The organism is Mesorhizobium sp. M8A.F.Ca.ET.207.01.1.1, from assembly GCF_004794715.1.
Taxonomy (GTDB): Bacteria; Pseudomonadota; Alphaproteobacteria; order Rhizobiales; family Rhizobiaceae; genus Mesorhizobium.
The window spans coordinates 483072-504819 of sequence record NZ_SRUS01000004.1; the positions used below are offsets into that span (position 1 = coordinate 483072).

22 protein-coding genes are annotated in these 21748 nt (G+C 65.9%); 9 read left to right on the forward strand and 13 right to left on the reverse strand.

The genetic code is table 11. The features are described 5' to 3' along the window. Positions 1 to 4: 4 nt before the first annotated feature. The 5 genes from EN850_RS14645 to EN850_RS14670 all read right to left on the reverse strand — a co-directional run bounded on the left by EN850_RS14645 (position 5) and on the right by EN850_RS14670 (position 3727). On the reverse strand, positions 5 to 751 hold the full coding sequence (locus EN850_RS14645; RefSeq protein ID WP_136091616.1) for a 2OG-Fe(II) oxygenase: 747 nt from the start codon (positions 749 to 751) through the stop codon (positions 5 to 7). Continuing rightward, positions 748 to 1299: a methylated-DNA--[protein]-cysteine S-methyltransferase gene (locus EN850_RS14650; RefSeq protein WP_136091617.1), complete on the reverse strand. Its 552-nt coding sequence runs from the start codon at positions 1297 to 1299 to the stop codon at positions 748 to 750. The genes EN850_RS14645 and EN850_RS14650 overlap by 4 nt, the downstream gene beginning before the upstream one ends. A 297-nt stretch (positions 1300 to 1596) precedes the next feature. Beyond that, the gene (locus tag EN850_RS14660; RefSeq protein ID WP_127279718.1) at positions 1597 to 1821 is read right to left on the reverse strand and encodes a hypothetical protein; all 225 of its coding nucleotides are present in this window, start codon (positions 1819 to 1821) and stop codon (positions 1597 to 1599) included. Between the two features lie 13 nt (positions 1822 to 1834). Then, positions 1835 to 2950 (reverse strand): bifunctional DNA-binding transcriptional regulator/O6-methylguanine-DNA methyltransferase Ada, encoded by a 1116-nt coding sequence (gene ada, locus EN850_RS14665; RefSeq protein ID WP_136091711.1) that lies wholly within the window; start codon positions 2948 to 2950, stop codon positions 1835 to 1837. Between the two features lie 84 nt (positions 2951 to 3034). Beyond that, positions 3035 to 3727, reverse strand: a complete 693-nt coding sequence (locus EN850_RS14670) for a helix-turn-helix domain-containing protein (protein ID WP_127870363.1) — start codon at positions 3725 to 3727, stop codon at positions 3035 to 3037. 175 nt (positions 3728 to 3902) lie between these two features. Here EN850_RS14670 and EN850_RS14675 point away from each other — a divergent pair, with 175 nt between their 5' ends. Both EN850_RS14675 and EN850_RS14680 read left to right on the forward strand, forming a co-directional pair. After that, positions 3903 to 4229: a DUF1330 domain-containing protein gene (locus EN850_RS14675; RefSeq protein ID WP_127279716.1), complete on the forward strand. Its 327-nt coding sequence runs from the start codon at positions 3903 to 3905 to the stop codon at positions 4227 to 4229. A gap of 112 nt (positions 4230 to 4341) precedes the next feature. Continuing rightward, on the forward strand, positions 4342 to 4875 hold the full coding sequence (locus EN850_RS14680; protein WP_189522868.1) for a hypothetical protein: 534 nt from the start codon (positions 4342 to 4344) through the stop codon (positions 4873 to 4875). A gap of 59 nt (positions 4876 to 4934) precedes the next feature. On the opposite strand, the gene EN850_RS14685 is transcribed toward EN850_RS14680, so the two are convergent. Continuing rightward, positions 4935 to 5384: an ester cyclase gene (locus tag EN850_RS14685; RefSeq protein ID WP_135919374.1), complete on the reverse strand. Its 450-nt coding sequence runs from the start codon at positions 5382 to 5384 to the stop codon at positions 4935 to 4937. Between the two features lie 232 nt (positions 5385 to 5616). Here EN850_RS14685 and EN850_RS14690 point away from each other — a divergent pair, with 232 nt between their 5' ends. Continuing rightward, the gene (locus tag EN850_RS14690) at positions 5617 to 7722 is read left to right on the forward strand and encodes an EAL domain-containing protein (protein WP_136091618.1); all 2106 of its coding nucleotides are present in this window, start codon (positions 5617 to 5619) and stop codon (positions 7720 to 7722) included. A 102-nt stretch (positions 7723 to 7824) separates the two neighbouring features. On the opposite strand, the gene EN850_RS14695 is transcribed toward EN850_RS14690, so the two are convergent. Next, positions 7825 to 8019 (reverse strand): hypothetical protein, encoded by a 195-nt coding sequence (locus EN850_RS14695; protein WP_189343722.1) that lies wholly within the window; start codon positions 8017 to 8019, stop codon positions 7825 to 7827. A 199-nt stretch (positions 8020 to 8218) separates the two neighbouring features. Here EN850_RS14695 and EN850_RS14700 point away from each other — a divergent pair, with 199 nt between their 5' ends. Continuing rightward, positions 8219 to 8944, forward strand: a complete 726-nt coding sequence (locus EN850_RS14700; RefSeq protein WP_136091620.1) for a 3-keto-5-aminohexanoate cleavage protein — start codon at positions 8219 to 8221, stop codon at positions 8942 to 8944. Positions 8945 to 8957: 13 nt separating this feature from the next. On the opposite strand, the gene EN850_RS14705 is transcribed toward EN850_RS14700, so the two are convergent. Together EN850_RS14705 and EN850_RS14710 are read right to left on the reverse strand one after the other, a co-directional pair. Next, positions 8958 to 10472: an AMP-binding protein gene (locus EN850_RS14705; protein WP_246689213.1), complete on the reverse strand. Its 1515-nt coding sequence runs from the start codon at positions 10470 to 10472 to the stop codon at positions 8958 to 8960. A gap of 38 nt (positions 10473 to 10510) precedes the next feature. Continuing rightward, positions 10511 to 11326, reverse strand: a complete 816-nt coding sequence (locus EN850_RS14710; protein ID WP_136091622.1) for a p-hydroxycinnamoyl CoA hydratase/lyase — start codon at positions 11324 to 11326, stop codon at positions 10511 to 10513. Positions 11327 to 11448: 122 nt separating this feature from the next. Between EN850_RS14710 and EN850_RS14715 the strand changes: the two genes are divergently transcribed. Continuing rightward, positions 11449 to 11934 carry a MarR family transcriptional regulator gene (locus EN850_RS14715; protein ID WP_245520838.1) on the forward strand — a complete coding sequence of 162 codons (486 nt, stop codon included), beginning with the start codon at positions 11449 to 11451 and terminating at the stop codon, positions 11932 to 11934. A gap of 125 nt (positions 11935 to 12059) precedes the next feature. Further along, complete coding sequence (locus EN850_RS14720; protein WP_127279307.1) at positions 12060 to 12623, forward strand: cytochrome b; 564 nt, start codon at positions 12060 to 12062, stop codon at positions 12621 to 12623. A 6-nt stretch (positions 12624 to 12629) separates the two neighbouring features. Here the strand turns inward: EN850_RS14720 and EN850_RS14725 are convergent, their stop codons facing one another. From EN850_RS14725 to EN850_RS14735, 3 genes are all read right to left on the reverse strand, one after another. Next, positions 12630 to 13730 carry a serine hydrolase domain-containing protein gene (locus EN850_RS14725; RefSeq protein WP_136091623.1) on the reverse strand — a complete coding sequence of 367 codons (1101 nt, stop codon included), beginning with the start codon at positions 13728 to 13730 and terminating at the stop codon, positions 12630 to 12632. 186 nt (positions 13731 to 13916) lie between these two features. Continuing rightward, positions 13917 to 15560 carry an ABC transporter substrate-binding protein gene (locus EN850_RS14730; RefSeq protein WP_136091624.1) on the reverse strand — a complete coding sequence of 548 codons (1644 nt, stop codon included), beginning with the start codon at positions 15558 to 15560 and terminating at the stop codon, positions 13917 to 13919. Between the two features lie 44 nt (positions 15561 to 15604). After that, a complete protein-coding gene (locus EN850_RS14735; RefSeq protein WP_136091625.1) occupies positions 15605 to 16738 on the reverse strand; it encodes an FAD-binding oxidoreductase in 1134 nt (377 codons plus the stop codon). Positions 16739 to 16874: 136 nt separating this feature from the next. On the opposite strand from EN850_RS14735, the gene EN850_RS14740 reads away from it, so the two are divergent. Both EN850_RS14740 and EN850_RS14745 read left to right on the forward strand, forming a co-directional pair. Next, positions 16875 to 17492: an XRE family transcriptional regulator gene (locus EN850_RS14740; RefSeq protein ID WP_135930645.1), complete on the forward strand. Its 618-nt coding sequence runs from the start codon at positions 16875 to 16877 to the stop codon at positions 17490 to 17492. A gap of 335 nt (positions 17493 to 17827) precedes the next feature. Beyond that, complete coding sequence (locus tag EN850_RS14745; protein WP_127280049.1) at positions 17828 to 18532, forward strand: SDR family oxidoreductase; 705 nt, start codon at positions 17828 to 17830, stop codon at positions 18530 to 18532. Between the two features lie 208 nt (positions 18533 to 18740). On the opposite strand, the gene EN850_RS14755 is transcribed toward EN850_RS14745, so the two are convergent. Next, on the reverse strand, positions 18741 to 20003 hold the full coding sequence (locus EN850_RS14755; protein WP_136091626.1) for a cytochrome-c peroxidase: 1263 nt from the start codon (positions 20001 to 20003) through the stop codon (positions 18741 to 18743). A 182-nt stretch (positions 20004 to 20185) separates the two neighbouring features. Here EN850_RS14755 and EN850_RS14760 point away from each other — a divergent pair, with 182 nt between their 5' ends. Continuing rightward, positions 20186 to 21721, forward strand: coding sequence for an acid phosphatase (locus tag EN850_RS14760; protein WP_136091627.1), 1536 nt, complete (start codon positions 20186 to 20188; stop codon positions 21719 to 21721). Positions 21722 to 21748: the final 27 nt, after the last annotated feature.

Here is a 21748-nt window from a genome sequence, read left to right on the forward strand (position 1 = left end):
GCATTCACCTGGCATCGTGGAAGATAATGCCGACCGTGTGGCGCATGCCTGAGCGCAGCCGGCTGACGCCGTGGCGCAGATTGACGCGGTAATTGCCTTTCGTGCCCTGCACCGGCCGGTTGTGGACGGCGAAGGCCACCGCATCGCCCTGGCGCAGGGGCACCACCTCGACCCGGCTCTGCATGCGCGGCCGCTGTTCGGTCAGCGCGAATTCGCCGCCGGTGAAATCCTCGCCGGGATCCGAAAGCAGGATCGCCACCTGCAGCGGGAAGGCGAGATCGCCATAGAGGTCCTGGTGCAAGCAGTTGAAGTCGCCGGGCACATATTGCAGCAGAAGCGGCGTCGGCCTGACCTGGCCGACGGCATGGCACTGGTCGAGGAACGCGGCGTGCGTGGCGGGGTAGCGCATGGCGATCCCCATGCGCTCGTTCCACCGGTTGGCGACCTCGGCCAGCCTGGGATAGAGCGCGCCGCGCAGGCCGCCGATCAGGTCGGGCAGGGGATAGCGGAAATAGCGGTATTCGCCCTTGCCGAAGCCGTGCCTGGCCATGTGGATGTGGCTGCGGAAATGCTGCTCCTGGGGGTAGAGGCCGGCGAGCTGCCGGCACTCTTCGGGTGAGAGCAGCTTTTCCATCACCGCGCAGCCGAAGCCGTCGAGCTCGGCGGTGAGCGCCGGCCAGTCGTAGGCGGCGATGCGTGTCTCGGCGGCTTCGATCAGCGATGGGGCAACAACCCTGGCGTCGGCGCTCATATCGCGGCCTCCCGCTCCAGCAAGGCGCGCTTGCGTTCGATCCCCCAGCGGTAGCCGGACAGCGAGCCGTCGGCGCGCAGCACGCGGTGGCAGGGAATGCCGAGCGCGATGGCGTTGGCGGCACAGGCCGTCGCCACGGCGCGGGCGCCGTCCGGCACGCCGAGGCGCCGGGCAAGGGCGGTGTAGGTGATGGTGGCCCCGCATGGGATCGTGCGCAGCACCTCCCACACACGCTGCTGGAAGGGCGTGCCGTGGCGCATGTCGAGCGGCAGGTCGAGGCCGGCGCCGGGCATTTCGATGAAGCGCGCGATGGCCGCGAAATCGTCGCGCAAGCCGGCCTCGTCTTCGAGCAGCACCCTGCCGGGGAAGCGGTTGACGAGGTCCTGTTCCAGCGTATTGGCGTCGGAACCGATCAGGATGGCGCAGATGCCGATAGGACTGCGCGCCACGAGGATGCGTCCAAGCGCGGACTGACCGATGGCATAGGCGATGGTGTCCAGGGCCGCGCCGGCGGCCGTCGCCGGCATATGGGTTTGCATGTGGTTCATTGCCTTCACTCCTTCTGTGTGCCTGAACCCTAGCGACGGGCCGGATGTTCCTCACTCCGATGCTTGCTTTCAAATTCAAATCTCGGGCGCCTGAGGACGCGGAGGCAGGTGCTCTACGGCGCCCCCCTCTGTCCTGCCGGACATCTCCCCCACGAGGGGGGAGATTGGATGTCATCATCGCCTTCGCCAATTTCCAACGTTGCAAGAATGAGCGGGGCGCCAAAACTGCCGATCTCCCCCCTTGTGGGGGAGATGTCCGGCAGGACAGAGGGGGGCGCCGTAGAGTGCTGAGGTGTACTAGGCGACACGCGTGACGCAGGCCTCGCCGAGCAAGAACACCTCGCCTGATAACAGCCGCAGCTCGATCTCGCCGGTGGCGGTGCGGTTCCACTCAGCCTTGCCTCCGTGGACCAGTTCGCCGATGGCGGCCATGACCAGCGCCTTCGCGTCCTCTCTGACGGCAGCGCCATTGGCGATCTGGCTGTTGGCACCGGTGGTGGGAGACCTGGCCATCGCGCGCATTGCCGAATCCTCGTCAGGCCCGCGAGGACCGGTAGGTCGTTGCCGTCCCGCCGGCCTCGCGGTCGAGCAGCGCGCGTTTGCGCTCCGCGCCCCAGGCATAGCCCGACAGGGCGCCGTCCTTCCGGATCACGCGGTGACAGGGGATAGCGACCGCGAGGGCGTTGGCCGCGCAGGCGGCGGCGATGGCGCGGGTCGCCTTCGGCGCGCCGACACGCCGCGCGATCTCGGCATAGGAAACGGTGTGGCCGGCCGGGATGTCCCGCAAGGCCTGCCAGACGCGCTGCTGGAACGCGGTGCCGCGCACGTCGAGCGGCAGGTCGAGACCGAGCGCCGGCGCCTCGACGAAGCCGACGACGCGGGCGACCAGCGCCTCGTAGTCACCGTCGCCGCCGACCAGCCGCGCCTTGGGGAAACGGTCCTGCAGGTCGCGCACCAGCGCGTCGGGATCCTGGCCGAGCAGGATGGAGGCGACGCCCTTGCGGCTCGATGCGACCAGGATGGTGCCGAGCGAAGTTTCGCCGACGGCGAAGCGGATCTCTTCGTTGGCGCCGCCGGCGCGATAGCGCGTCGGCGTCATGCCGAGCATGCCGGTCGACTTTTCGTAGAAACGCCCGCTCGAATTGAAGCCCGCATCGTAGATCGCCGATGTCACGCTGACGCCGTCTTCCAGATGCTGGCGCACCCGGGCGGCACGCCGGGCCGCTGCATAATCTTTCGGCGTCAGCCCCGTGACCGCCTTGAAAACGCGGTGGAAATAGCCGGGGCTGCGGCCGGCGGCATCAGCCAGTTCGGCGAGCGAGGGCTCGTCCTCGCTCGCCTCGATCCTGCGGCAGGCATCGGCGACCATCGCGGCGTTGGCGGCCTCGAGCGAAGGGCCGTCCGGATTGCAGCGCCGGCATGGGCGAAAGCCTGTCGCCTTCGCCTGGTGTAACGTGTCGTGCAACTGGACATTGGCGGGGTTGGCGCGCCGGGACGGACAGGACGGCCGGCAATAGACGCCGGTCGTGGCCACCGAATACCAGAATGCGCCATCGGCCGACTTGTCGCGCGCCACGATGCGCGCCCAGCGCGGATCGTCGTCCACCGGCAGTGGCGCGGGTTGCAGATGTTTGGTCAGGGTGATGAACATAAGCGCATAGAAGCCGCCAAAAGGCCGCCTCGCCACCCGTTTCCTGCCAAACGGCGCAGATCGCGGTCGATGAGCCTCGCTGTCCTACGCCGCGCGCTTGGGCTCCACCGCGAAGGGGCTGAGGCCGAGCCAGGTCTGCATTTGCCTGCCGATGGCCTGGTCGCCGGTCAGGACGACCTTCGCGCCGGCCTTCTCGACGGTGAGCAATCCCATCCAGATCGCCGTCATCGTGTGCAGGTCGGTCGAGACATAGAGGTCGACGTCGAAGCCCGGATCGTACCAGCACAGGTCGACCTCGCCGTGCTTTTCGACGATCAGCCACCAGGAGCGTTTGGAAGCGGGGAGTCCCTGATACAGAAATTGTATCACCGTGCGTCCTTCCGGCAGCGGCGAAGGGTTCAAATTGCGCCGCATGTCCCACATCAGCAGCGACGGATCGAGATTCTTCAGCGACAGCCGGGACTCGACCCATTTCTGGCCCCAGAACCCCATCGCCTCGACGACCGGGCGGAGATCGCGGCCGGCCTCGGTCAGCCGGTAGTCGAAAATCCCTTTTTCTCCCTGGACCTCCTTGCGCTCGACGATCCCCGCCAGCTCAAGCTCCTTGAGCCGTTGCGAAAGAAGGGTCGGCGACATTTTGGGCACGCCGCGGCGCAGGTCGTTGAAGCGGGTCGACCCCGCCACGAGCTCGCGCATCAGCACCATCGTCCAGCGGGTGCACAGCACCTCGGCGGCCATCGATAGCGGGCAGAACTGTTTGTATCCGTGCTGGGTCATGACTGTGCCTCTCCCTCGAACCTGCGGTCAACATTAGTCCTTCGTGATTGAAGCGGCGAGTACAGAAACTGTACCGGCCCAGTACAGATCGCGGACTGGCTGGCGCTGGCCCTGCCATGCGAACCCTTCGGCCGGTTCACGGGATGCCCCTGTGCGCCGCAACCAGGAGACCACAATGACTGCTTACGTTATCGCGGACATCAAGATGAAGGACCCGAAGTGGGTCCCGGCCTACGCCGCCTCGGTGCACGACCTCGTCCACAAGCATGGCGGCAAATATCTGTCGCGAAGCGGCAATGTGACGACGCTCGAAGGCATGCCGCTCGACACGACGCTGATCGCCCTGATGGCGTTCCCGTCGGAAGCCGCGGCGCGCGCCTTCACCAGCGATCCGGCCTATGCGCCTTTCGTTTCGGCCCGCCAGGACGGCAGCGACAGCCGTTTCCAGCTGATCGACGACACCGATCTGGCCGGAACGATCCCGTACCTGCCGAAGGGATGACCGGCATTCGCCGCGTTTTCGGGATCTCCACGCAACAAAAGCCACGGCGCTTGCCTGTCGCGCCGCCGTATTGTCGGCGGCCGGCCAGCCGTGCTTTTTCAACAGGAATGGAATGGATATGAAGTCAAACTTTCGCAGCGGGCTTCTCATGGCGGGGGCCATGCTGGCCGTCTGCACGACCTTAGCACAGGCGCATCAGGAGGCGGCGGGCGCGCCGGACACCAATCCGCTGGCCGAAAAGGTGCGGGCAGCCAACAGCCGGTTTCTCGACGTCAACGCCGCGACGGCGGAAGGCTATGCGCCCATTCCCTGCGCCAGCGGCATCACCGGCGGCGCCATGGGCATCCACTATGTCAATGGCGGGTATCTGAAGGACGACAAGATCGACATCGCCCGTCCCGAAGCGGTGATGTACGAGCCGATGGCCGACGGCACGCTGAAGCTGGTGGCGGTCGAATACATCACCTCGAAGGGGCCGGCGTCGCTGGAGGGACAACTGTTCAACTTCAACAGCGCGCCCAACCGCTATGGCCTGGGTGAGTTCTACGAACTGCATGTCTGGGCCTGGAAAGGCAACCCGACCGGCACGTTCGCCGACATGAACCCGAAAGTGTCATGCGAGCACGTGATGGCACCGAGCCAGTAAACGGCATGGCCAGGCGGCGCCAACGCCGCCTGGCCGAACTCTCGAATTGCATGAGGCTCTCAGGCGGCCTTGATCAGGCCGAGCTGGGTGAGGGCGGCGACGCCGTCGTCGAGGCCGATTTCCTCGACGATCCTGCCGTCGATCACCTTCAGCACCGTGGTGCCGGTGAAACGCATGGCGCGGCCGGTGGCGGCGGGCAGCGAACCGGTGAGGAAATCGCTGAAGGCCGGGCCGGTATGCGTGCCGCCGCCCTCCCACTGGCCGACGACATAGTCGCCCTCGGCGATGAGATCGGCGGTCGCCCAGAAGTTGAGATCCGGGAAAGCGGCACGGAAATCGGTCATGAAGGCCTTGATGTCGTCGCGGCCGCGGCGCGGCTCGTGCAGCGAATATTTCAGCAGCATGTCGGGCGCGGCGACGGCGTCGACGACTGAGAGGTCGCAGGTTTCACCCCAGAAGTCGGTGAACCATCTGACGACGACGGCCTTGTTGTCTTCCTGCTTGGTCATAGGGAGGTCCTCTTCTTGTCTGGTTTGGAGATCACCTGTGTCGATGATCCCCAGCCATCCCTAGGACGACCCGACGCGCGCAGAACTCCGGATCTTGCCGGCCAATCGAAAGGCGCAGAGCAGCAACGGCCGGTCATGGCGGCGCACCTCCGCCGCCTTGCGCGACAAGTAACGCTTTCTTCTCTGGTTTTGCCGCAGATTGCCCCGCGGGATGGGGCAGGCGAAACGGACAATGGCTCGTCAGGGCAGGAAAAATCGCAACGGAGCGTTCTGGGCCAAGGCCCTGGAGAGCGCCCATCTTGGCGTCTGGGACTGGAATCTTCGCACCGGCGACAGCTTCTATTCGGCGACCTGGGCGCGAATGCTGGGTTACGGCGAGGATGAACTCGCCAACACCAGCGACCTGTGGCTGCAACTGACCCATCCCGACGACCGCGAGCGGGCGCTGGCCAGCGGCGACCGCCACATTGCCGGGCTGACCGACGCCATCGAAACCGAACTCAGGCTCAAGCACAAACAGGGCCATTGGATATGGGTGCTCGACCGCGGCGGCATCGTCGAGCGCGACGTCGACGGCAAGCCGCTCAGGCTGATGGGCGTGCAGACCGACATCTCGAAGCAGAAGGCGGCCGAGGCCGCGCTCGAACAGGTCAATGTGCGCTTCCGCCTGGCGCTCGCCGCCAGCGGCACCGGTATCTGGCACTATGACATGGCCACCAACAAGAGCTATTGGGACGCCCGCACGCGGGACATATTCGGCCTCGTTGCCGACACCGACGAAGTGTCGGGCGGCCTCTGGCATACCTATCTGCATCCCGACGACAAGGAAGCCACCGAGCAGGCGCATTTGCCGACGCCCGGCTCGGACAAGGTTACCGCCTCGCAATACCGCATCATCAGGCGCGACGGCGCCATCCGCCATGTCGAGTCGCTGGTGCGCTTCGTTGCCGCGGCGGGCGCGGCCGGCCTGGTTCTCGGCACGGTGCGCGACATCACCGAGGACAAGCTGCGCGAACAGGAGCTTGCCTTCGCCGCCCGCCATGACGCGCTGACCGGCTTGTGGAACCGCGCCGCCTTCGACAGGCTGCTCGCCGACCATATCGCCACGGGCGTGCCGCTTGCGGTGTTCTACATCGACCTCGACTACTTCAAGGCGCTCAACGATTTCGCCGGCCATGCCGCCGGCGATCTGGCGCTGAAGAGCGTCGCCGCGGGCATTGGCCGCTGCCTGCCGCCATCGGCGCATGCGGCGCGGCTCGGCGGCGACGAGTTCGCGCTGATGGTGCCCGATTGCGACGCCGTGCAGGCCGAGCGGCTGGCCGGCGCCATCCTGGCGGCCGTGCGCGACGCCGATCTCGGCGTTGCCGCGACCTCACGCCGGCTGGCCGCCAGCATCGGCATCGCCATCGTCCGCGACCGCGTCACCACGGTGGCCGACGCGCTGGCCTGCGCCGACGATGCCTGCTACGCGGCCAAGGCCGCCGGGCGCGATCGCTTCGCGCTGTTTTCGACCGATGCCGTCTCCGGCTCGGGCGGCCTCAACGCGGCACGGCTCGCCGCCGACACGGTGGACGCCATGGAGGACGGCAGGCTGAAGCTGTTCGGCCAGGAGATCCACCGGCTGGGCAGGCCCTGGGAAGAGAACCGCCATGTCGAGGTGCTGGCGCGGCTTGCCGGAAAGGACGGTCGGCTGATCCCGCCCGGCGAGTTCATACCGGCGGCGGAGCGCTTCGGCATTGCCGCGCGGCTCGATCGCTGGATCATCCGCACCGCGCTGTCGCGGCACGGCGCGGCGATGAAATCCGGCGCGATCACGCTCGGCTTCAACCTGTCGGCGCAGACGCTGAGCGATCCGGGACTATGGGACTTCGTCGACAGCATCATCGAGGAAACCGGGGCGCCCCATTCGGGCATCGGCTTCGAAATCACCGAAACCGCCGCCGTCACCAATTTCGATGCCGCAGAAACCTTCGTGCGCAAGGCGCGCGAGCGGCACTGCAGGGTCAGCCTCGACGATTTCGGCGCCGGCATGAGCTCGTTCGAATATCTCAGGCGCTTTCCGGTCGATGCCATCAAGATCGACGGCTCCTTCATCGAGCACGTCACGGAAAGCCGCTTCGACCGCGAGATCGTGCTGGCCATCACCAGCATTGCCCGCAGCCTCGGTTGCGCAGTCGTCGCCGAGAAGATCGAGCGGCAGGACACGGTGGCCATGCTGGATGATATGGGCGTCGAGTTCGGCCAGGGTTTTCTGCTGCACCGGCCCGAACCGCTGGAGTGGATCGTGGCGCGCGCGGCGCGAATGGCCGGCGGCGCATCGAGACGCATGGCGTCCTGATGGACAAAACGCATGTCGCTCCAAAAGCGACCTGGATAGCGACATGCGTGAAGACGAAGACTTGATGCGCAGACTGAATCCGTTCAGCGCGACGCGTTCTGTTCAGCCGAGCCGGCGCGCCGCCACTCGCGAAAATTCCAGTACCCCCGGTTCCGGCTTCCTGTGCTGTGCTTCCGCCACGGTCTCGATCAACAGGTCGAGGGCCTCGCATGTCGAACGGCTCGTCTCGTCATTGCCGCGCAGATAGTGGTAGGCGCGTTCGAGATGGAGCCGGGCGGCTGAAAAATCGCTGGTCAATGGTTCCCTCCATGATCCCGCCCTAATGTATTTTGGCTGGCCTGGCGCAAGGTGGGGTAAATATCCACAGGCGCCTTTTATTCAAATGCTGGCAAATGCCGCGCGGCGATGGCGCCGCCGTGTCAGGAGTGGCGGCGCCGCGGCTTTGCGCGGTGTGGCGGCGCGGCTAGACTGCGCTCTTTTGTCCGAGGTGAAATCGATGATCGTCCAAGCCTGCATCAACGGCGCGCGTCCGCGCGATTTCCATCCCAGCCTGCCGCTGACGGCGCAAGCGATGGCCGGCGATGCGGCGGCCTGCGTTGCCGCGGGTGCGGCCGAACTGCACATCCATCCGCGGGGCGCCGACGGGCGCGAAAGCCTGGCGGCGGTGGATATGACGGTCCTTGCCGTGCGCCAGGCCTGTCCGGGCACATTGATAGGCGTATCGACCGGCGCCTGGATCGAGAACGATGTGGCGCGGACCCGCGCGGCGATCGCGGCCTGGCGCGAGCTGCCCGACTACGCCTCGGTCAATCTCTCGGAAGCCGACGCGCCCGCCGTGATGGAGTTGTTGCGCAGGCAGGGCGTCGGCATCGAGGCGGGGCTTGCCACCACCGAAGACGCGGAGCGCTTCGTGGCGCTTGCCGATCGCCGCCGCGTGCTGCGCATCCTGATCGAGATCGACATGCCGGACCTGCCCACGGCCCTCGACGAGGCGCACGGCATCGCCGCCGTGCTCGAACGCGCGGGCGTGCGGTGGCCAATCCTGCTGCACGGCGTCGACGGCACTGTCTGGCCCTTCGTGGAGCTTGCGCGGCAAAAGCGCTGGTCGACGCGGGTGGGGCTGGAGGACGGCAAGACGCTGACCGACGGAACGGTGGCGAAGGACAATGCGCGGATCGTGGCCGCGGCAGTGGCGATGTTTCGCTCCACGAGTATGAGCTGAACCACGGCCCGCCTCAGACTCGCTGGCCGTCCGGTGGTGTCCAGGCACGCAAAACGTGTTTCTGGATCTTGCCGGAGGCGGTGCGCGGCAGCTCCTCGATAAGCAAGAACTCCTTCGGCACCTTGTAGCGTGCGATGCGGGCAGCGCAATGGCTTGCCAGAGCGGCCGAATCCAGGACCCGACCGGATTTGACCACGACGAAGGCGCACCCGACTTCGCCCCAGCGCTCGTCGGCGATGCCGATCACGGCGGCTTCGGCGATGTCGGGATGGTCGAGCAGCACCATCTCGATTTCCATGGGATAGACGTTCTCGCCGCCGGAGATGAACATGTCCTTGCGGCGGTCGACGAGGGTGACGAAGCCCTCGTCATCGCGCCGCGCGATGTCGCCGGTGCGAAACCAGCCATCGCTGGTGAAGGCGCGCGCCGTCTCTTCCGGCCGGTTCCAGTAGCCCGGCGTGATCGAGGGGCCGGACAGCCATATCTCGCCCGGTTCGCCGGCGGCGGCGTCTCGCCCATCGTCGTCGACGATGCGCAGGCCGATCGTCGGCGCCGGCAGGCCGGCCGAGCCGGCCTTGCGGGCGATCCGCTCGGCCTCGACCGGCATGCCAAGCACGGTGCCGGCTTCCGTCATGCCGAAGCCATCGACCATGCGGACGCCTTGTGCCAGCCACCAATTGATATCGATGGCCGGGTTCGGCGCGCCGCCGGTGAAGATGGCGGTGAGCGAGGTCCAGCGCGCCGGCGCGAAGTCGGGGTGTTCACGCAGCATCCTGGCCATTTGCGGCACGCAGAAATAATGGGTGACGCCGAGCGCCGGATCGGCCAGGCGGCGATTGGTTGCGCCGGCATCGAAACCGGGCGAGATCAGCACCGTGCCGCCCTGCAGCAAAGGCGGGCGCAGATTGGTGATGAGGCCGATGACATGGAACATCGGGGCATCGCAGAGGAAGACGCTGGCATTGCCGACGCGCCCGAGCACACCGAAATTGACCGCCGTGGCCAAGGCGTTGCGCTCCGTGACGACGACGCCTTTCGGCCGGCCCGAGGTGCCCGACGTGTAGAGGATGATCGACGGGACATCACTGTCCGGCAAGGGACGGCGCGCCGCCGGCGCCTGGGCCTCGACCGCCCTTGCGAAGGCCGCGACTTCGACCGACAGGCAGCCTACCGGCAATGTCATTTCGAGTGGCGCGTCATGCAGCAGCAACACCGGGCCGCAATCGGCCAGGATCGCCTGCCGTTCGGCGCCGGCGAGGCGCCAGTTGAGCGGCACGAAGACGGCGCCGAGCCGCATCGCGGCCTGCTGCAGGATAAGCAGGTCGGCGCTGTTGCGGGCAAGCGAGGCGATCCGCTGCCCCTGTTCGAGGCCCCAGGCGGTTTCGAGGACGCCGACGGCGCGCTGGATGGCCCGGTCGAGCGCCGCATAAGTCCAGCGCCGGCCGGATGCCAGGTCGACGCAGGCAAGACGATCCGGCTGCGTCCCGGCGTGCAGGGCCACGGGATCCGATGTCGTCCAGGCCGGCATTCGCATCTCCTCCCAGATTGCGTCGATGGTTTATTGCGTCATCTGGCCTTGTCGTAGGCGCCAAGACCCGGTTTGTAGCTCTTCTCGTCGATGAACTGGCGGATGCCTTCCTTGCGGCCGTCATTGTCATGGAAGTTGGCCGCTTCCTGCGCCCGCACGAGATAGTCCTCGGCATTGTCGTAGGTCATCTCGGCGACACGGCGGATGGCATCCTTGGTCGCCTTCAGGGCAATCGGGTTCTTCTTCAAAAGAACGTTCGCGACCTCGGTGACACGCGCCTTGAGGTCGGCCAGCGGCAGGCTTTCATTGACCAGCTTCCAGGCGGCGGCCGTCCTGCCATCGATGAGTTCGCCGGTCAGCGCGTGATACATGGCGTCGCGCATCGACAGGAGATCGACCACCACCTTGGTGGCGCCGCCGCCGGGCAGGATGCCCCAGTTGATCTCGGACAAAGCGAATTGCGCCTCGTCGGCTGCGAAAGCGAGGTCGCAGGCGAAGAGCGGGCCGTAGCCGCCGCCGAAGCACCAGCCATTGACCATGGCGATGGTCGGCTTGCCATACCAGCGCAGGCGCCGCCACCAGCCATAGGCTTCGGACTGCGCCTTGCGGATGGCGCCGAGGCCCTTGGCTTCGGTCTCGCGGAAATACTCCTTGAGGTCCATTCCCGCCGACCAGGCGCTGCCTTCGCCCGACAGCACCAGCACGCCGACATCGTCGCGGAATTCGAGTTCGTCCAGAACCTCCATCATTCGCCGGTTGAGCGGCGGGTTCATGCAATTGCGCTTGTCCGGCCGGTTGAAGCGCACCCAGGCGATGCCGTTCTCGACATCGAAGGCAACGGGCTCTTCGGTCATGGTCAGTGTCCTCCCATGGATTTCACATTCACGGAAATTGCTATGATGCATAGCTATATATTTGCTATGTCGCATAGTCTTTTCTGCTTGACAAGGACTTTGATCGCGGCGATCGGTTCAACATGGAAGAGATTCACACCGATCCCAGCGCGCGCCCCGATCCTGGTGAGCCGGGGGCGATGGCCGAAGACGCGCTCGATGCGCAGATCGGCTACAATCTCAGGCGTGCCTCGACCTTGGCCTTGAGTGATTTCGCGGTCGAACTGGCCGATGCGGCGCTGCGCCCGGTCACCTACGGCATGCTGGCGCTGATCGACGAACAGCCCGGCATCCGTGCCGCGGAACTTTGCCGCCAGCTCGGCATGAAGAGCGCCAACATGGCGCCGCTGCTCGCTGAACTCGAGGGGCGGGGGCTGGTCGAGCGCGACGACCATGCCGACGACAAGCGCGTACAGGTGCTGACTCTGACAGCGGCCGCACGCAAGGCCATGCCCGGATGGCGGCAACAGGTTCGCCGGCACGAAGACCGGTTCCTGCATCGGCTGACAGCCAAGGAGCGGGCAACGCTGCTTCGCCTGCTGCGCCTCATCTGGACGGAGCAAGGCTAGGACCTTGCCAGCCGCCGGCGAACACAGCGCCGCCAGCCGCGCGGCAACCCATGTCATTTGAGGACAGATGAAATAAGGCCACATTCGAGGGCGATGGAGATGTCAAACAGCTTTGGAGCTCTCGCATGTCGCTATCCGGTACGACAACCCGCTACGGACGCCTCGCCCAGGCATTTCATTGGCTGACGGCACTGCTGGTGCTCATTGCCTTCCTGGTCTCCGCGGGTGGCCCTCCGGAGCGGGTCTATTCAGCGGCCAGGGCATCGACGCTGTTGCTGCACGAGTCGCTCGGCTTCGCCGTTTTCTGCTTGCTGGCCATTCGCCTGATCTGGCGCCGCTTCGATCGCATTCCCGATGCTCCGGTCATGCCGGCCTGGATGGAGGTCGCCTCCAAGGCAACGCATTGGGCGCTCTATGCGCTGCTGTTCGCGGTGCCGGCGACAGCCATGGCCGGCGCCTTGTTCGGCGGCCATCCGGTCACTGTCTATGGGCTGGGAGCGATCGGTCCGTTTTCCGGCACCTGGGGCGCCCCGCTGACCGAGATCCACGGCACGCTCGGCGATATCATGATGTGGCTCGCCGGCCTGCACGCGGCCGCCGCCATCTTCCATCACGTCTTCCTTCGCGACCGGGTGCTGAGCCAGATGCTGCCGGGCCTGCCCGATCCATCGTCCGGGCAGGGCGGCTGAACGCGGTCAGTCGAGAATGATGCGGATCGCCTGATCGACGACCGGATGCAGGCCGCTGGCCTGGAAGGAGAGGCGATTGCCGGAGCCGACATTGCTGGTCATGGCGATGGTGAGGTCCGTCTCGGGATCGTGCAGCATGACGGCGACATAGCCTGGAATGCTGCCCTGGTGGCCATAGAAGGCGCGGTCGGCATAGGTGCTCTGGAACATGCCGGCACCCGTCTCGCGCATGCGCGTGCCTGGAAAACTCGCCGGCACGCGGTGTTCGAACATCTCGGCGAAGAAGGGCTGATACAACAGCTTGCCGCAGAACAGGCCCCGCATGAAGCCCACCATGTCGGATGGCGTCGACACCATGTCGCCGCAGCCATAGGCGGCGCCGAACGGGAAGGAATCCGAAGAGTCCTGCAGTTCGTCGGAATAGGGCAGCACGCCGTCCATGCGCCACATCTCGCCGCCCGAGGCGATGTCGGTGGGCGCGTTCGGCGCCGGCGGCGGCCGGTGGTAATAGCCGCGCACCATCGATGTTTCCGGGAAGGGTTCGGTCGCCGGCGACCAGGTGTTCTTCAGGCCAAGCGGCTCAAGGATCGCGCTTCTGACATAGGCGCCCAGCGGCTGGCCGGTGACGGCCTCGATCACCATGCCGGCCAGGACATAGCCGGTGTTGTTGTAGACGGCGGGTCCGCCCGGCGCCTTCTGCTTGTCGGAGGCGAAGGCGATGTCGACCAGCTGTCGCGGCGTCCATTGCCGGCCCGGGTCCATCGGAATGTAATATTCGAATTCCGGCAGGCCGCTGCGATGGTTGATCAGCTGCCGCACCGAAATGTCTTTGGCGCCGGGCAGGTCCGCGAACCAGGAGGAGATCGGCGCGCCAAGGTCGAGCTTGCCGGTCTCGGTGAGCTTGACCAGGGCGGCGGCGACGAAGGTTTTGGTGCAACTGCCGATCTTGAACAGCTGGTCTGAATTGACAGGGGTGCCATGCGCGCGGTCGGCGAGGCCGGCGGTAAGGGCCGTTGGTGTTGAGCCACCCTTGGCATAGGCGAGCGAAGCACCGACAGCGCCGTCGGCGAGGTAGGTGTCGAGTAGGGCGTTCAGGTTCTTTGTCATGGATGTCTCGCTTTCCTTTTTCCTTCTCCCCTTGTGGGAGAAGGTGGATCGGCGCGCAACGCCGAGACGGATGAGGGGTGCGTGACGGAGTGAGGCGTTGGCGTTCCCTGGAACACCCCTCATCCGACCTCGCTTCGCGAGGCCACCTTCTCCCACAAGGGGAGAAGGGAAGGGCGGCGCTCCGCTCTATTCCGCCATATCGACCGCAGCGAAATTCTGCCGGCCGAAGGGGTCGAGCACATAATTCAGCACGCTCTTGCGGATCGGGATCGCCACCATCGAATGGGCGATCGGCGCCACCGGCACCTCGGCCTTCAGGATCGCCTGCGCCTTGCCGTAGATCGCGGCGCGTTCTTTCGGGTCGGCGGCGACGCGGCCTTCGTCCAGCAGTTTTTCGAAATCCTTGTCGCACCAGCGCGAGCGGTTGGAGCCGCCCTTCACGCCGTCGCAGGACAGGAGATAGCTCAGCATGTTGTCGGGGTCGCCATTGTCGCTGCTGCCGCCGAGCAGGAACGTGTCCTGTTCGCCCGCCGCGGTGCGCTTGAGATATTCGCCCCATTCGAAGCTGACGATCTCCGAGTGCACGCCGACCTTTGCCCAGTCGGCCTGGATCATCTCGGCCATGCGCTTGGCGTTGGGGTTGTAGGGGCGCGACACCGGCATCGCCCACAGGCTGATCTTGAGGCCGTTTTCGTGGCCGGCCTCCTTCAGCAGCTTCTTGGCGCCATCGGGATCATAGTCGATGCCGGCATCGGTGACGGCGCCGAGCTGCGCCGGCGGCACGACGCTGCCGGCTACGGTGCCGGCGCCGGCATAGACCGCTTCGACGATCGCCTTGCGGTCGATGGCCTTGGCCAGTGCCGTGCGCACGCGCACGTCGCCCAGCGGCTGGTGTTCGACGTTGAAGCCGAGGATGCCGATGTTCTGGCCCTTGAGATCGAGCACCGTGATGTCGGGGTCGCCGCGCAGATCGGCGACCGCGCTTGGCGGCGGCGGCGCGGCGACCTGGCATTCATTGGCCTTGATGCGCTCGACGCGGGTGGTCGGCTCGGGCGTGACGGCGAAGACCAGCGTGTCGATCTTCGGCGCGCCGCGCCAGTAATCCTTGTTGGCGGCGTAGCGGACCTGGCTGTCGGGAACATAGGCCTGAAGCACGAACGGGCCGGTGCCGACCGGCATGCTGTCGATCAGTTCGGGCGTGCCGGCCGCGACCATCTTTTGCGTCTGCTCCAGCGACAGGATGGAGAGATAGTCGAGCGCCAGCCCGGCCAGGAAGGTGACGTTGGGAGCCGTCAGCGTGAAGCGCACCGTGTGGTCGTCGACCTTGTCTATCTTGTCGATCAGCGTGCCCATGCCCAGTGCGTTGAAGTACTCGTAAGCGCCGCCGCCGAGCTTGTGGTAGGGATTGTCGGCGTCGCGCTGGCGGTTGAAGGTGTAGAGCACGTCGTCCGCGTCGAAATCGCGCGTCGGGGTGAAATGCTCGTTCGACTGGAATTTCACGCCGTGCCTGAGATGGAAGGTGTAGGTCTTGCCATCGGGCGAAACATCCCAGCTTTCGGCCAACGCCGGACCCACCTCCGTCGTGCCCGGCTTGAACTCGACCAGCCGGTTGAAGATCGTCTTGGCGGCTGCATCCATGGTCGAATCGGCGATGCCGATCGCCGGGTTGAAGGTCTCGGGATGGGCTTCCGAGCAATAGACCAGGGTCTTGGCATAGGCCTGCCCGCCGAGAAGGACGGACGAGGCCAGAAGGGTCGAGGCCAGACGGGTCGAGGCCAGACGGGATGGGGCCAGAAGAGATGAGGCAAGCACTGCGCGCAGGGATTTCATCGCAAACGCTCCTGATGGCACATTCGGGGTTGAGGGAAGGAACTTCATGGCGTCGCCGCCGGGGTAAGGAAGCGGTCGGGCGCCAGCGCTGCGGCGGCGACGCCGAGTGCCGTGACATCCGCGGGCAGGGGCTCGCCGCGTATCAGCGCCGCGCTCATCCTGGCCAGTGTCAGCGACACCTGGAAACCGTAGCCGCCCTGGCCGCCGAGCCAGAAGAAGCCGGGCAGGCGGGGGTCGAACCCGGCGACAGGCGTGCGGTCGGGCGCGAAGGTGCGCAGGCCGGCCCATGGCGTCGACGGACGGCCGATGCGCATCGACGTCGCCTGCTCGATGCGGTCGACGGCGATGGCGACGTCGATGTCTTCGGGGTAGGCGTCGCAAGGTTCGGAATCCGTCTCGTCGGCGAGCGAGCCGATCAGCCTGCCGGCATCGGGCTTGAAGTAGAACTGTTCGTGCAGGTCGACCACCAGCGGCCAGCCGGCAATGTCCATGCCGGCGGGCGGATCGAACAGGAATGCGGTGCGCCGTTTCGGCTGGAAGCCGAGGCCCGGCAGCCCCGCCAGGCCGGCGACGACATCGACCCAGGCGCCGGCGGCGTTGACGACGATGTCGGCCCCATAGGCACCGGCGCTTGTTTCGACCCGAAAAGCGCTGCCGTCAGGCGAGATGGCGCGGACTTCCTCGCCGGTGCGGATGATGCCGCCGGCTGCCTTAAGCGCCGAGGCGCTTGCCGCCAGCATCTTGCCCGTGTCGACATCCACCGCGTCCGGCTCGTAAACGCCGCCGCAGGTGGCTTCCCTGGCTATGACCGGGACCAGCGCGTGAAGCTCGGCCGCCGACAGGCGGCGCACGCTGGGCACCAGCGCCTGCAATTCGCCGGCCAGCCGGTCGATGGCAGCGTCGTCACCCGTCCAGCCGACATGCAATGCGCCGCGCCGATGGGCGGCGAAGCCGCCGTCGGCTATTGCCTGCCGGCTGGCCAGCGTCAGCGCGCGCACCAGGCGGTTGCCATAGGTCTCGCTGAACAGGGCGGCGGAGCGGCCGCTGGCATGGTAGCCGAGATGCGGTTCGCGTTCGATGACGGTGACTTCGGCCCAGTCCGCCATCTCGGCGGCAAGCGAGAGGCCGGCAATGCCGCCACCGATGACGATGATTTTTCCGGGAGAGTTCGACCGCATCCTCCAGTCGTAAAAATAATTTCGTATCCAGTCAATATTTAGCGTATAAGAAAATTGTTGGTGTTGTTGATGGCGGTCAGGAGTTCGACTACCTAGGGCGGACAAACGGCCTGACCGCCGCGCCATGGAGCTGACAATGTCGGAGCAACCGAACCTCGGTGATTGTCTGCGTTCTTTGAGAAAGAGACATGGGTGGACCTTGCAGGAGGTCAGCACTCTCACCGGCGTCGCGGTGTCGACGCTGTCCAAGGTCGAGAACGACCAGATGTCGCTGAGCTACGACAAGCTGTTGCAGATCTGCGAGGGGCTCGGCATCCATGTAACGGAACTCCTCAGCGGCGACCGCAAGCAACCGGCGGCGCGCACCCGCCGGTCGGTAACCTCGCAATCCAACACGCTGCGCCAGCTGACCCGCAACTACGACTACCGGTATCTAGCCACCGACCTTGTGCGCAAGCGCATGGTGCCGATCCACGCCTATGCGCGCGCTCGCACGCCGGAGGAATTCGGCCCGCTGACCAGGCATGCCGGGGAGGAATTCCTGATCGTGCTCAAGGGCGAGATCGAACTGCACACCGACCAGTACGCGCCGGTGCGGCTGAAAGTGGGCGAGAGCGTCTACATCGATTCCACCATGGGCCACGCCTACCTGTCGGTGGGCGAGGGCGACGCAGAGATGCTGTGCGTCTGCTCCGGCGACGAGCCCGACATGGAAGGGACGCTGCTTTCCGTGCTGGAGACGGTGGAGGGGTAGGGGGCGGGCAGTTCGGCTCGGTTTCAATCCCCGGGCGTCTGCGCTGCCCCTCACCTGCCTGCCGGCATCCTCTCCCCGTATGGTGACGGGGAGAGGGGGGCTGTGGCGGATGATTTCGCCAATCCCCAACGTCGCAAGTAAGGGCGCCGGCGTTGCGACCGGCTTCTTTCCCCCCGTCACTATACGGGGAGAAATGCCCGGCAGGGCAATGAGGGCAGCGCCACCCGCCCAAGTTTTTTGCAGATCGATTCAGTCTTTCTGGTTCGAACTGCCTGGCGAAACCGGCTATAGGACCGCTGAAACCGCGACTCCCGCCAACCCAAAAAGGAAAATCCATGAGCTCAGAAAAGACAGCCGTCATCGTTGCCGGCGGCAGCGGCATGGGGGCGGCGGCGGCCAAGCGCTTGGCGGCGGATGGGTTCAAGGTCGCTATCCTGTCCTCGTCGGGCAAGGGCGAGGCTCTGGCCAAGGAGCTTGGCGGCATCGGTGTCACCGGCTCCAACCAGTCGAATGACGACCTGCAGCGGCTCGCCGACCTGACGCTCGAGCGCTATGGCCGCATCGACGTGCTGGTCAACAGTGGCGGCCATGGGCCGCGCGCACCGATCCTTGAGATCACGGACGAGCAGTGGCACACCGGCATGGATGTCTACCTGATGAACGTCATCCGGCCGGTGCGCATCGTGGCGCCGCAGATGATCAAGCAGAAGGGCGGCGCCATCATCAACATCTCGACGGCGTGGGTGGCAGAGCCGAACGCGATGTTCCCGACCTCGGCCGTGTTCCGCGCCGGCCTTGCCGCCTACACCAAGATTTTTTCCAACACCTATGCATCGGACAATGTGCGCATGAACAATGTGCTGCCCGGCTGGATCGACAGCCTTCCAGCGACCGAAGAGCGCCGCGACAACGTGCCGATGCAACGCTACGGCACATCGGAGGAGATCGCCGCGACCATCGCTTTCCTGGCGTCGGAAGGGGCGGGCTATATTACGGGGCAGAGTATCCGCGTGGATGGGGGCGTTATCCGGGCGCTGTGACATATTAAGGGGCGTCGTGTTCCTTCGCGCGCCCCTCTGTCCTGCCGGACATCTCCCCCACAAGGGGGCAGATTGCAGTGTTGGCGCCCCGCGCCCTTTTTTGGAACGTTGAAACAATGGGCGAGAGCCGCAATCAAAGCTGATCTCCCCCCTCGTGGGGGAGATGTCCGGCAGGACAGAGGGGGGCGCTGTCCCGCCGCGTCTCAGGTTATTTCGCTGCCACCTGGTCTGCATCCGTCAGCGTCTGCAGGAACGCGACAATGTCGTCTATCTCGGCATCCGTCAGCGCCGGCTTGCCGCCAGGTCTCCTGCCGCCGAAGGGCGGGTCCTGATTCAAGTTCGGCCAGTAAGCCTTTGGCAGGTCGTCATATTTCCTCACCGTGCCGTCGGCATTCTTGGGATACCAGCGGCCGGGATCGGTATCGCGGCTGGCGTAGAAGGCGACCGCGTCGCGCAAGGTGTGTAACTTGCCATTGTGGAAGAAGCTCCTGCGCAGCGCGACGTTGCGCAGCGTCGGCGTCTTGAACAGGCCGCAATAGTCGGTGCGGCCGCGAAAATCAGTGCGCAGCGGGCCGCACAGGCCGAGATCGGCATAGGCTGGGTCGGTGTTGGCCGTGATTGCCGGGTTGCGCGGTACGGCGATGGCGATCAGGCCGAAATCGGTGAATTGCGGCGGCTCGCCGTCATTGGCGGGTTCGCTGAGGTGGCAACTGGCGCAATTGCCTTTTTTCTCGTCCTCGAACAGAGCGCGACCGTGCAGCTCCTGCGCCGACAACGTCGCCTTGCCGGCGAGGAAGGCGTCGTAGCGGCTGGAATAGGGATAGAAATCGGCCGCGCTCTGCTCGAACGTGCCGAGCGCCTCGGCGGCGGCGTCGAAGGCATCGTTGGGATGGTTGAAGACATCCTGCCCGAACACCGTCTTGAACTCGCCGGCATAGGCCGACTTGCGCAAGGCGGCGGTGACCGCCCCGGCACCCTTGTTGGCCATCTCGAAGGGCGAGAGCAGGGGGATTTTCGCCTGGTCCCTGCCGTGGTCGGCGCGGCCGTCCCAGGTCAAGCCGCCGGTCGGACCGTTGTCGACGCTTTCGTCGCCCTCGTCCTCGGAATCATGGAAATGCTCGGTGAAGGCGGGCGCGGCCTGGAGATAACGCAGCGACGGCACCGCGCGCACGCCGGGCTGGTCGAGGTTTGGCCCGCCCATTTCGACCGGCGTGGCCGAGGCCGGCCCGAAAGCATGGCTAGGATCATGACAGGACGAGCAGGCCTGCTTGCCCGAGGCCGAGAGCGAGGGGTCGAAGAACATTTTTCGCCCCAAGGCGGTCAGCGCCTTGGCGCGCGCGAAGGCTTCGGCGCGCGACAGTGGGCCGGGATGGAAGCCATCCGGCCCCGCCGAATTCGCGGGCGCGGCAAGGCCAAAGGTCGAGATCGCGGCAATGGCGATCGCCCGAATTTTCCATCGTCTTCTGGTCATGGGGCATGGTCCGCTTTGGCCCGGCAATAAGAACGCAGTGCAACGGATTGATGACCGGCTCCAGTGCTCACGAAACCGTGTTCGCCGTGGCGGCGGCTGTCACAAAGGTGACAAGGCAGCCACGTTAGCTGCCCTATGGTTCCCGCACCCCTCTAGCCACAGTCAAGCCACGAGGTCTTCCCATGACGAGGCTCAAGCTCTTCACTTCCTTCGGTCTGGCCGGTTCGGCCCTGCTTCCCCTGGCGGCCGCCCATGCCGCCCCTCCCGGCTTCGACAAGATCGACACCGTCGTCGTCATCTATGCCGAAAACCGCAGCTTCGATAATCTCTATGGCGGCTTCCCCGGCGCCAATGGCCTGGCCAATGTCTCGGCCGACCAGGCGCGCCAGTTCGACCGCGACGGCAAGCCGCTGACCGAATTGCCGCCGGCCTGGGGCGGGCTGACCGGCAAGGGCGTCACGCCCGTGGTGACGGAGGCCGAGACCGCGCATCTCGCCAACGCCGCCTTCGCCATTGACGATCCCAAGGGCTTCCATGAGGGCACCAACGTCATCACCCACGACTTGTGGCACCGCTTCTACCAGGAGCAGATGCAGATCGACGGCGGGAAGAACGACAAATTCGTCGCCTGGGCCGATTCCGGCGGCCTAGTCATGGGCCATTATGACGGCTCGAGCCTGCCGATGTGGCAGGTGGCGAAGAAATACGTGCTGGCCGACAATTTCTTCCAGGGCGCCTTCGGCGGCTCCTTCCTCAACCATTTCCAGCTCGCCTGCGCCTGTACGCCGGTCTACCCGCACGCCGACACCAGTCCGATCAAGGGCCAGATCGCCGTGGTCGATGCCGACGGCACGTCCTTGAAGGTCGCCGACAATTCGCCGGCATCGGCGCTCGGCGGCGTGCCGAAATTCGTCAATGACGGCGCCATCACGCCCGATTTCCATGCCGTCAACACCATGCAGCCGCCCTATCAGCCGAGCGCCAACAAACCGGCCGAGGGCGGCGACAAGGCGCTGGCCGACCCGACCGCGCCGACCACGCTGCCGCCGCAGCACGACATCACCATCGGCGATCTCCTGTCGCTGAAGGGCGTCGACTGGGCCTGGTATAGCGGCGCCTGGCAGGCAACGCTGGACGGCAAGAACGCCACGCCGGTGCCGAACTTCCAGTTCCACCACCAGCCCTTCAACTATTTCGCCGCTTACGCGCCCGGCACCGCCGCGCGCACCGAGCATCTGCGGGATGGCGGCCTGGATGGCGCGGAGTTCATCAAGGCGATCGACGACGGCAAGCTGCCCTCGGTGAGTTTCTACAAGCCGCAAGGCAATCTCAATGAGCATGGCGGCTATGCCGACGTGGCGAGCGGCGACCAGCATCTGGCCGACGTCGTCGCGCATCTGGAGAAGAGCCCGCAATGGGGCCACATGCTGGTGGTCGTCACCTATGACGAGAATGGCGGCTTCTGGGATCACGTCGCGCCGCCCAAGGCCGACCGCTGGGGCCCGGGCAACCGCATCCCGGCCTTCATCGTCTCGCCCTATGCGAGGATGGGCACGGTAGACCACACCCAGTACGACACGACGTCGATCCTGCGCTTCATCACCGCGCGCTACGACCTGCCGGTGCTGACCGGCATCGTCGCCCGCGACAAGGCGCTGGCCGCCAATGGCGAGCCGCCGATGGGGGATCTGAGCGCGGCGCTGGATCTGAGCCGGTAGGGCAGGCGGATCACGAATTTGCCGCCG

Excerpts from the sequence above, each read along its gene's own strand:
- EN850_RS14645 (WP_136091616.1), bottom strand. The coding sequence starts at position 751 with ATGAGCGCCGACGCCAGGGTTGTTGCCCCATCGCTGATCGAAGCCGCC.
- EN850_RS14650 (WP_136091617.1), bottom strand. The coding sequence starts at position 1,299 with ATGAACCACATGCAAACCCATATGCCGGCGACGGCCGCCGGCGCGGCC.
- EN850_RS14660 (WP_127279718.1), bottom strand. The coding sequence starts at position 1,821 with ATGCGCGCGATGGCCAGGTCTCCCACCACCGGTGCCAACAGCCAGATC.
- ada (WP_136091711.1), bottom strand. The coding sequence starts at position 2,950 with ATGTTCATCACCCTGACCAAACATCTGCAACCCGCGCCACTGCCGGTG.
- EN850_RS14670 (WP_127870363.1), bottom strand. The coding sequence starts at position 3,727 with ATGACCCAGCACGGATACAAACAGTTCTGCCCGCTATCGATGGCCGCC.
- EN850_RS14675 (WP_127279716.1), top strand. The coding sequence starts at position 3,903 with ATGACTGCTTACGTTATCGCGGACATCAAGATGAAGGACCCGAAGTGG.
- EN850_RS14680 (WP_189522868.1), top strand. The coding sequence starts at position 4,342 with ATGGATATGAAGTCAAACTTTCGCAGCGGGCTTCTCATGGCGGGGGCC.
- EN850_RS14685 (WP_135919374.1), bottom strand. The coding sequence starts at position 5,384 with ATGACCAAGCAGGAAGACAACAAGGCCGTCGTCGTCAGATGGTTCACC.
- EN850_RS14690 (WP_136091618.1), top strand. The coding sequence starts at position 5,617 with ATGGCTCGTCAGGGCAGGAAAAATCGCAACGGAGCGTTCTGGGCCAAG.
- EN850_RS14700 (WP_136091620.1), top strand. The coding sequence starts at position 8,219 with ATGATCGTCCAAGCCTGCATCAACGGCGCGCGTCCGCGCGATTTCCAT.
- EN850_RS14705 (WP_246689213.1), bottom strand. The coding sequence starts at position 10,472 with ATGCCGGCCTGGACGACATCGGATCCCGTGGCCCTGCACGCCGGGACG.
- EN850_RS14710 (WP_136091622.1), bottom strand. The coding sequence starts at position 11,326 with ATGACCGAAGAGCCCGTTGCCTTCGATGTCGAGAACGGCATCGCCTGG.
- EN850_RS14715 (WP_245520838.1), top strand. The coding sequence starts at position 11,449 with ATGGAAGAGATTCACACCGATCCCAGCGCGCGCCCCGATCCTGGTGAG.
- EN850_RS14720 (WP_127279307.1), top strand. The coding sequence starts at position 12,060 with ATGTCGCTATCCGGTACGACAACCCGCTACGGACGCCTCGCCCAGGCA.
- EN850_RS14725 (WP_136091623.1), bottom strand. The coding sequence starts at position 13,730 with ATGACAAAGAACCTGAACGCCCTACTCGACACCTACCTCGCCGACGGC.
- EN850_RS14730 (WP_136091624.1), bottom strand. The coding sequence starts at position 15,560 with ATGAAATCCCTGCGCGCAGTGCTTGCCTCATCTCTTCTGGCCCCATCC.
- EN850_RS14735 (WP_136091625.1), bottom strand. The coding sequence starts at position 16,738 with ATGCGGTCGAACTCTCCCGGAAAAATCATCGTCATCGGTGGCGGCATT.
- EN850_RS14740 (WP_135930645.1), top strand. The coding sequence starts at position 16,875 with ATGTCGGAGCAACCGAACCTCGGTGATTGTCTGCGTTCTTTGAGAAAG.
- EN850_RS14745 (WP_127280049.1), top strand. The coding sequence starts at position 17,828 with ATGAGCTCAGAAAAGACAGCCGTCATCGTTGCCGGCGGCAGCGGCATG.
- EN850_RS14755 (WP_136091626.1), bottom strand. The coding sequence starts at position 20,003 with ATGACCAGAAGACGATGGAAAATTCGGGCGATCGCCATTGCCGCGATC.
- EN850_RS14760 (WP_136091627.1), top strand. The coding sequence starts at position 20,186 with ATGACGAGGCTCAAGCTCTTCACTTCCTTCGGTCTGGCCGGTTCGGCC.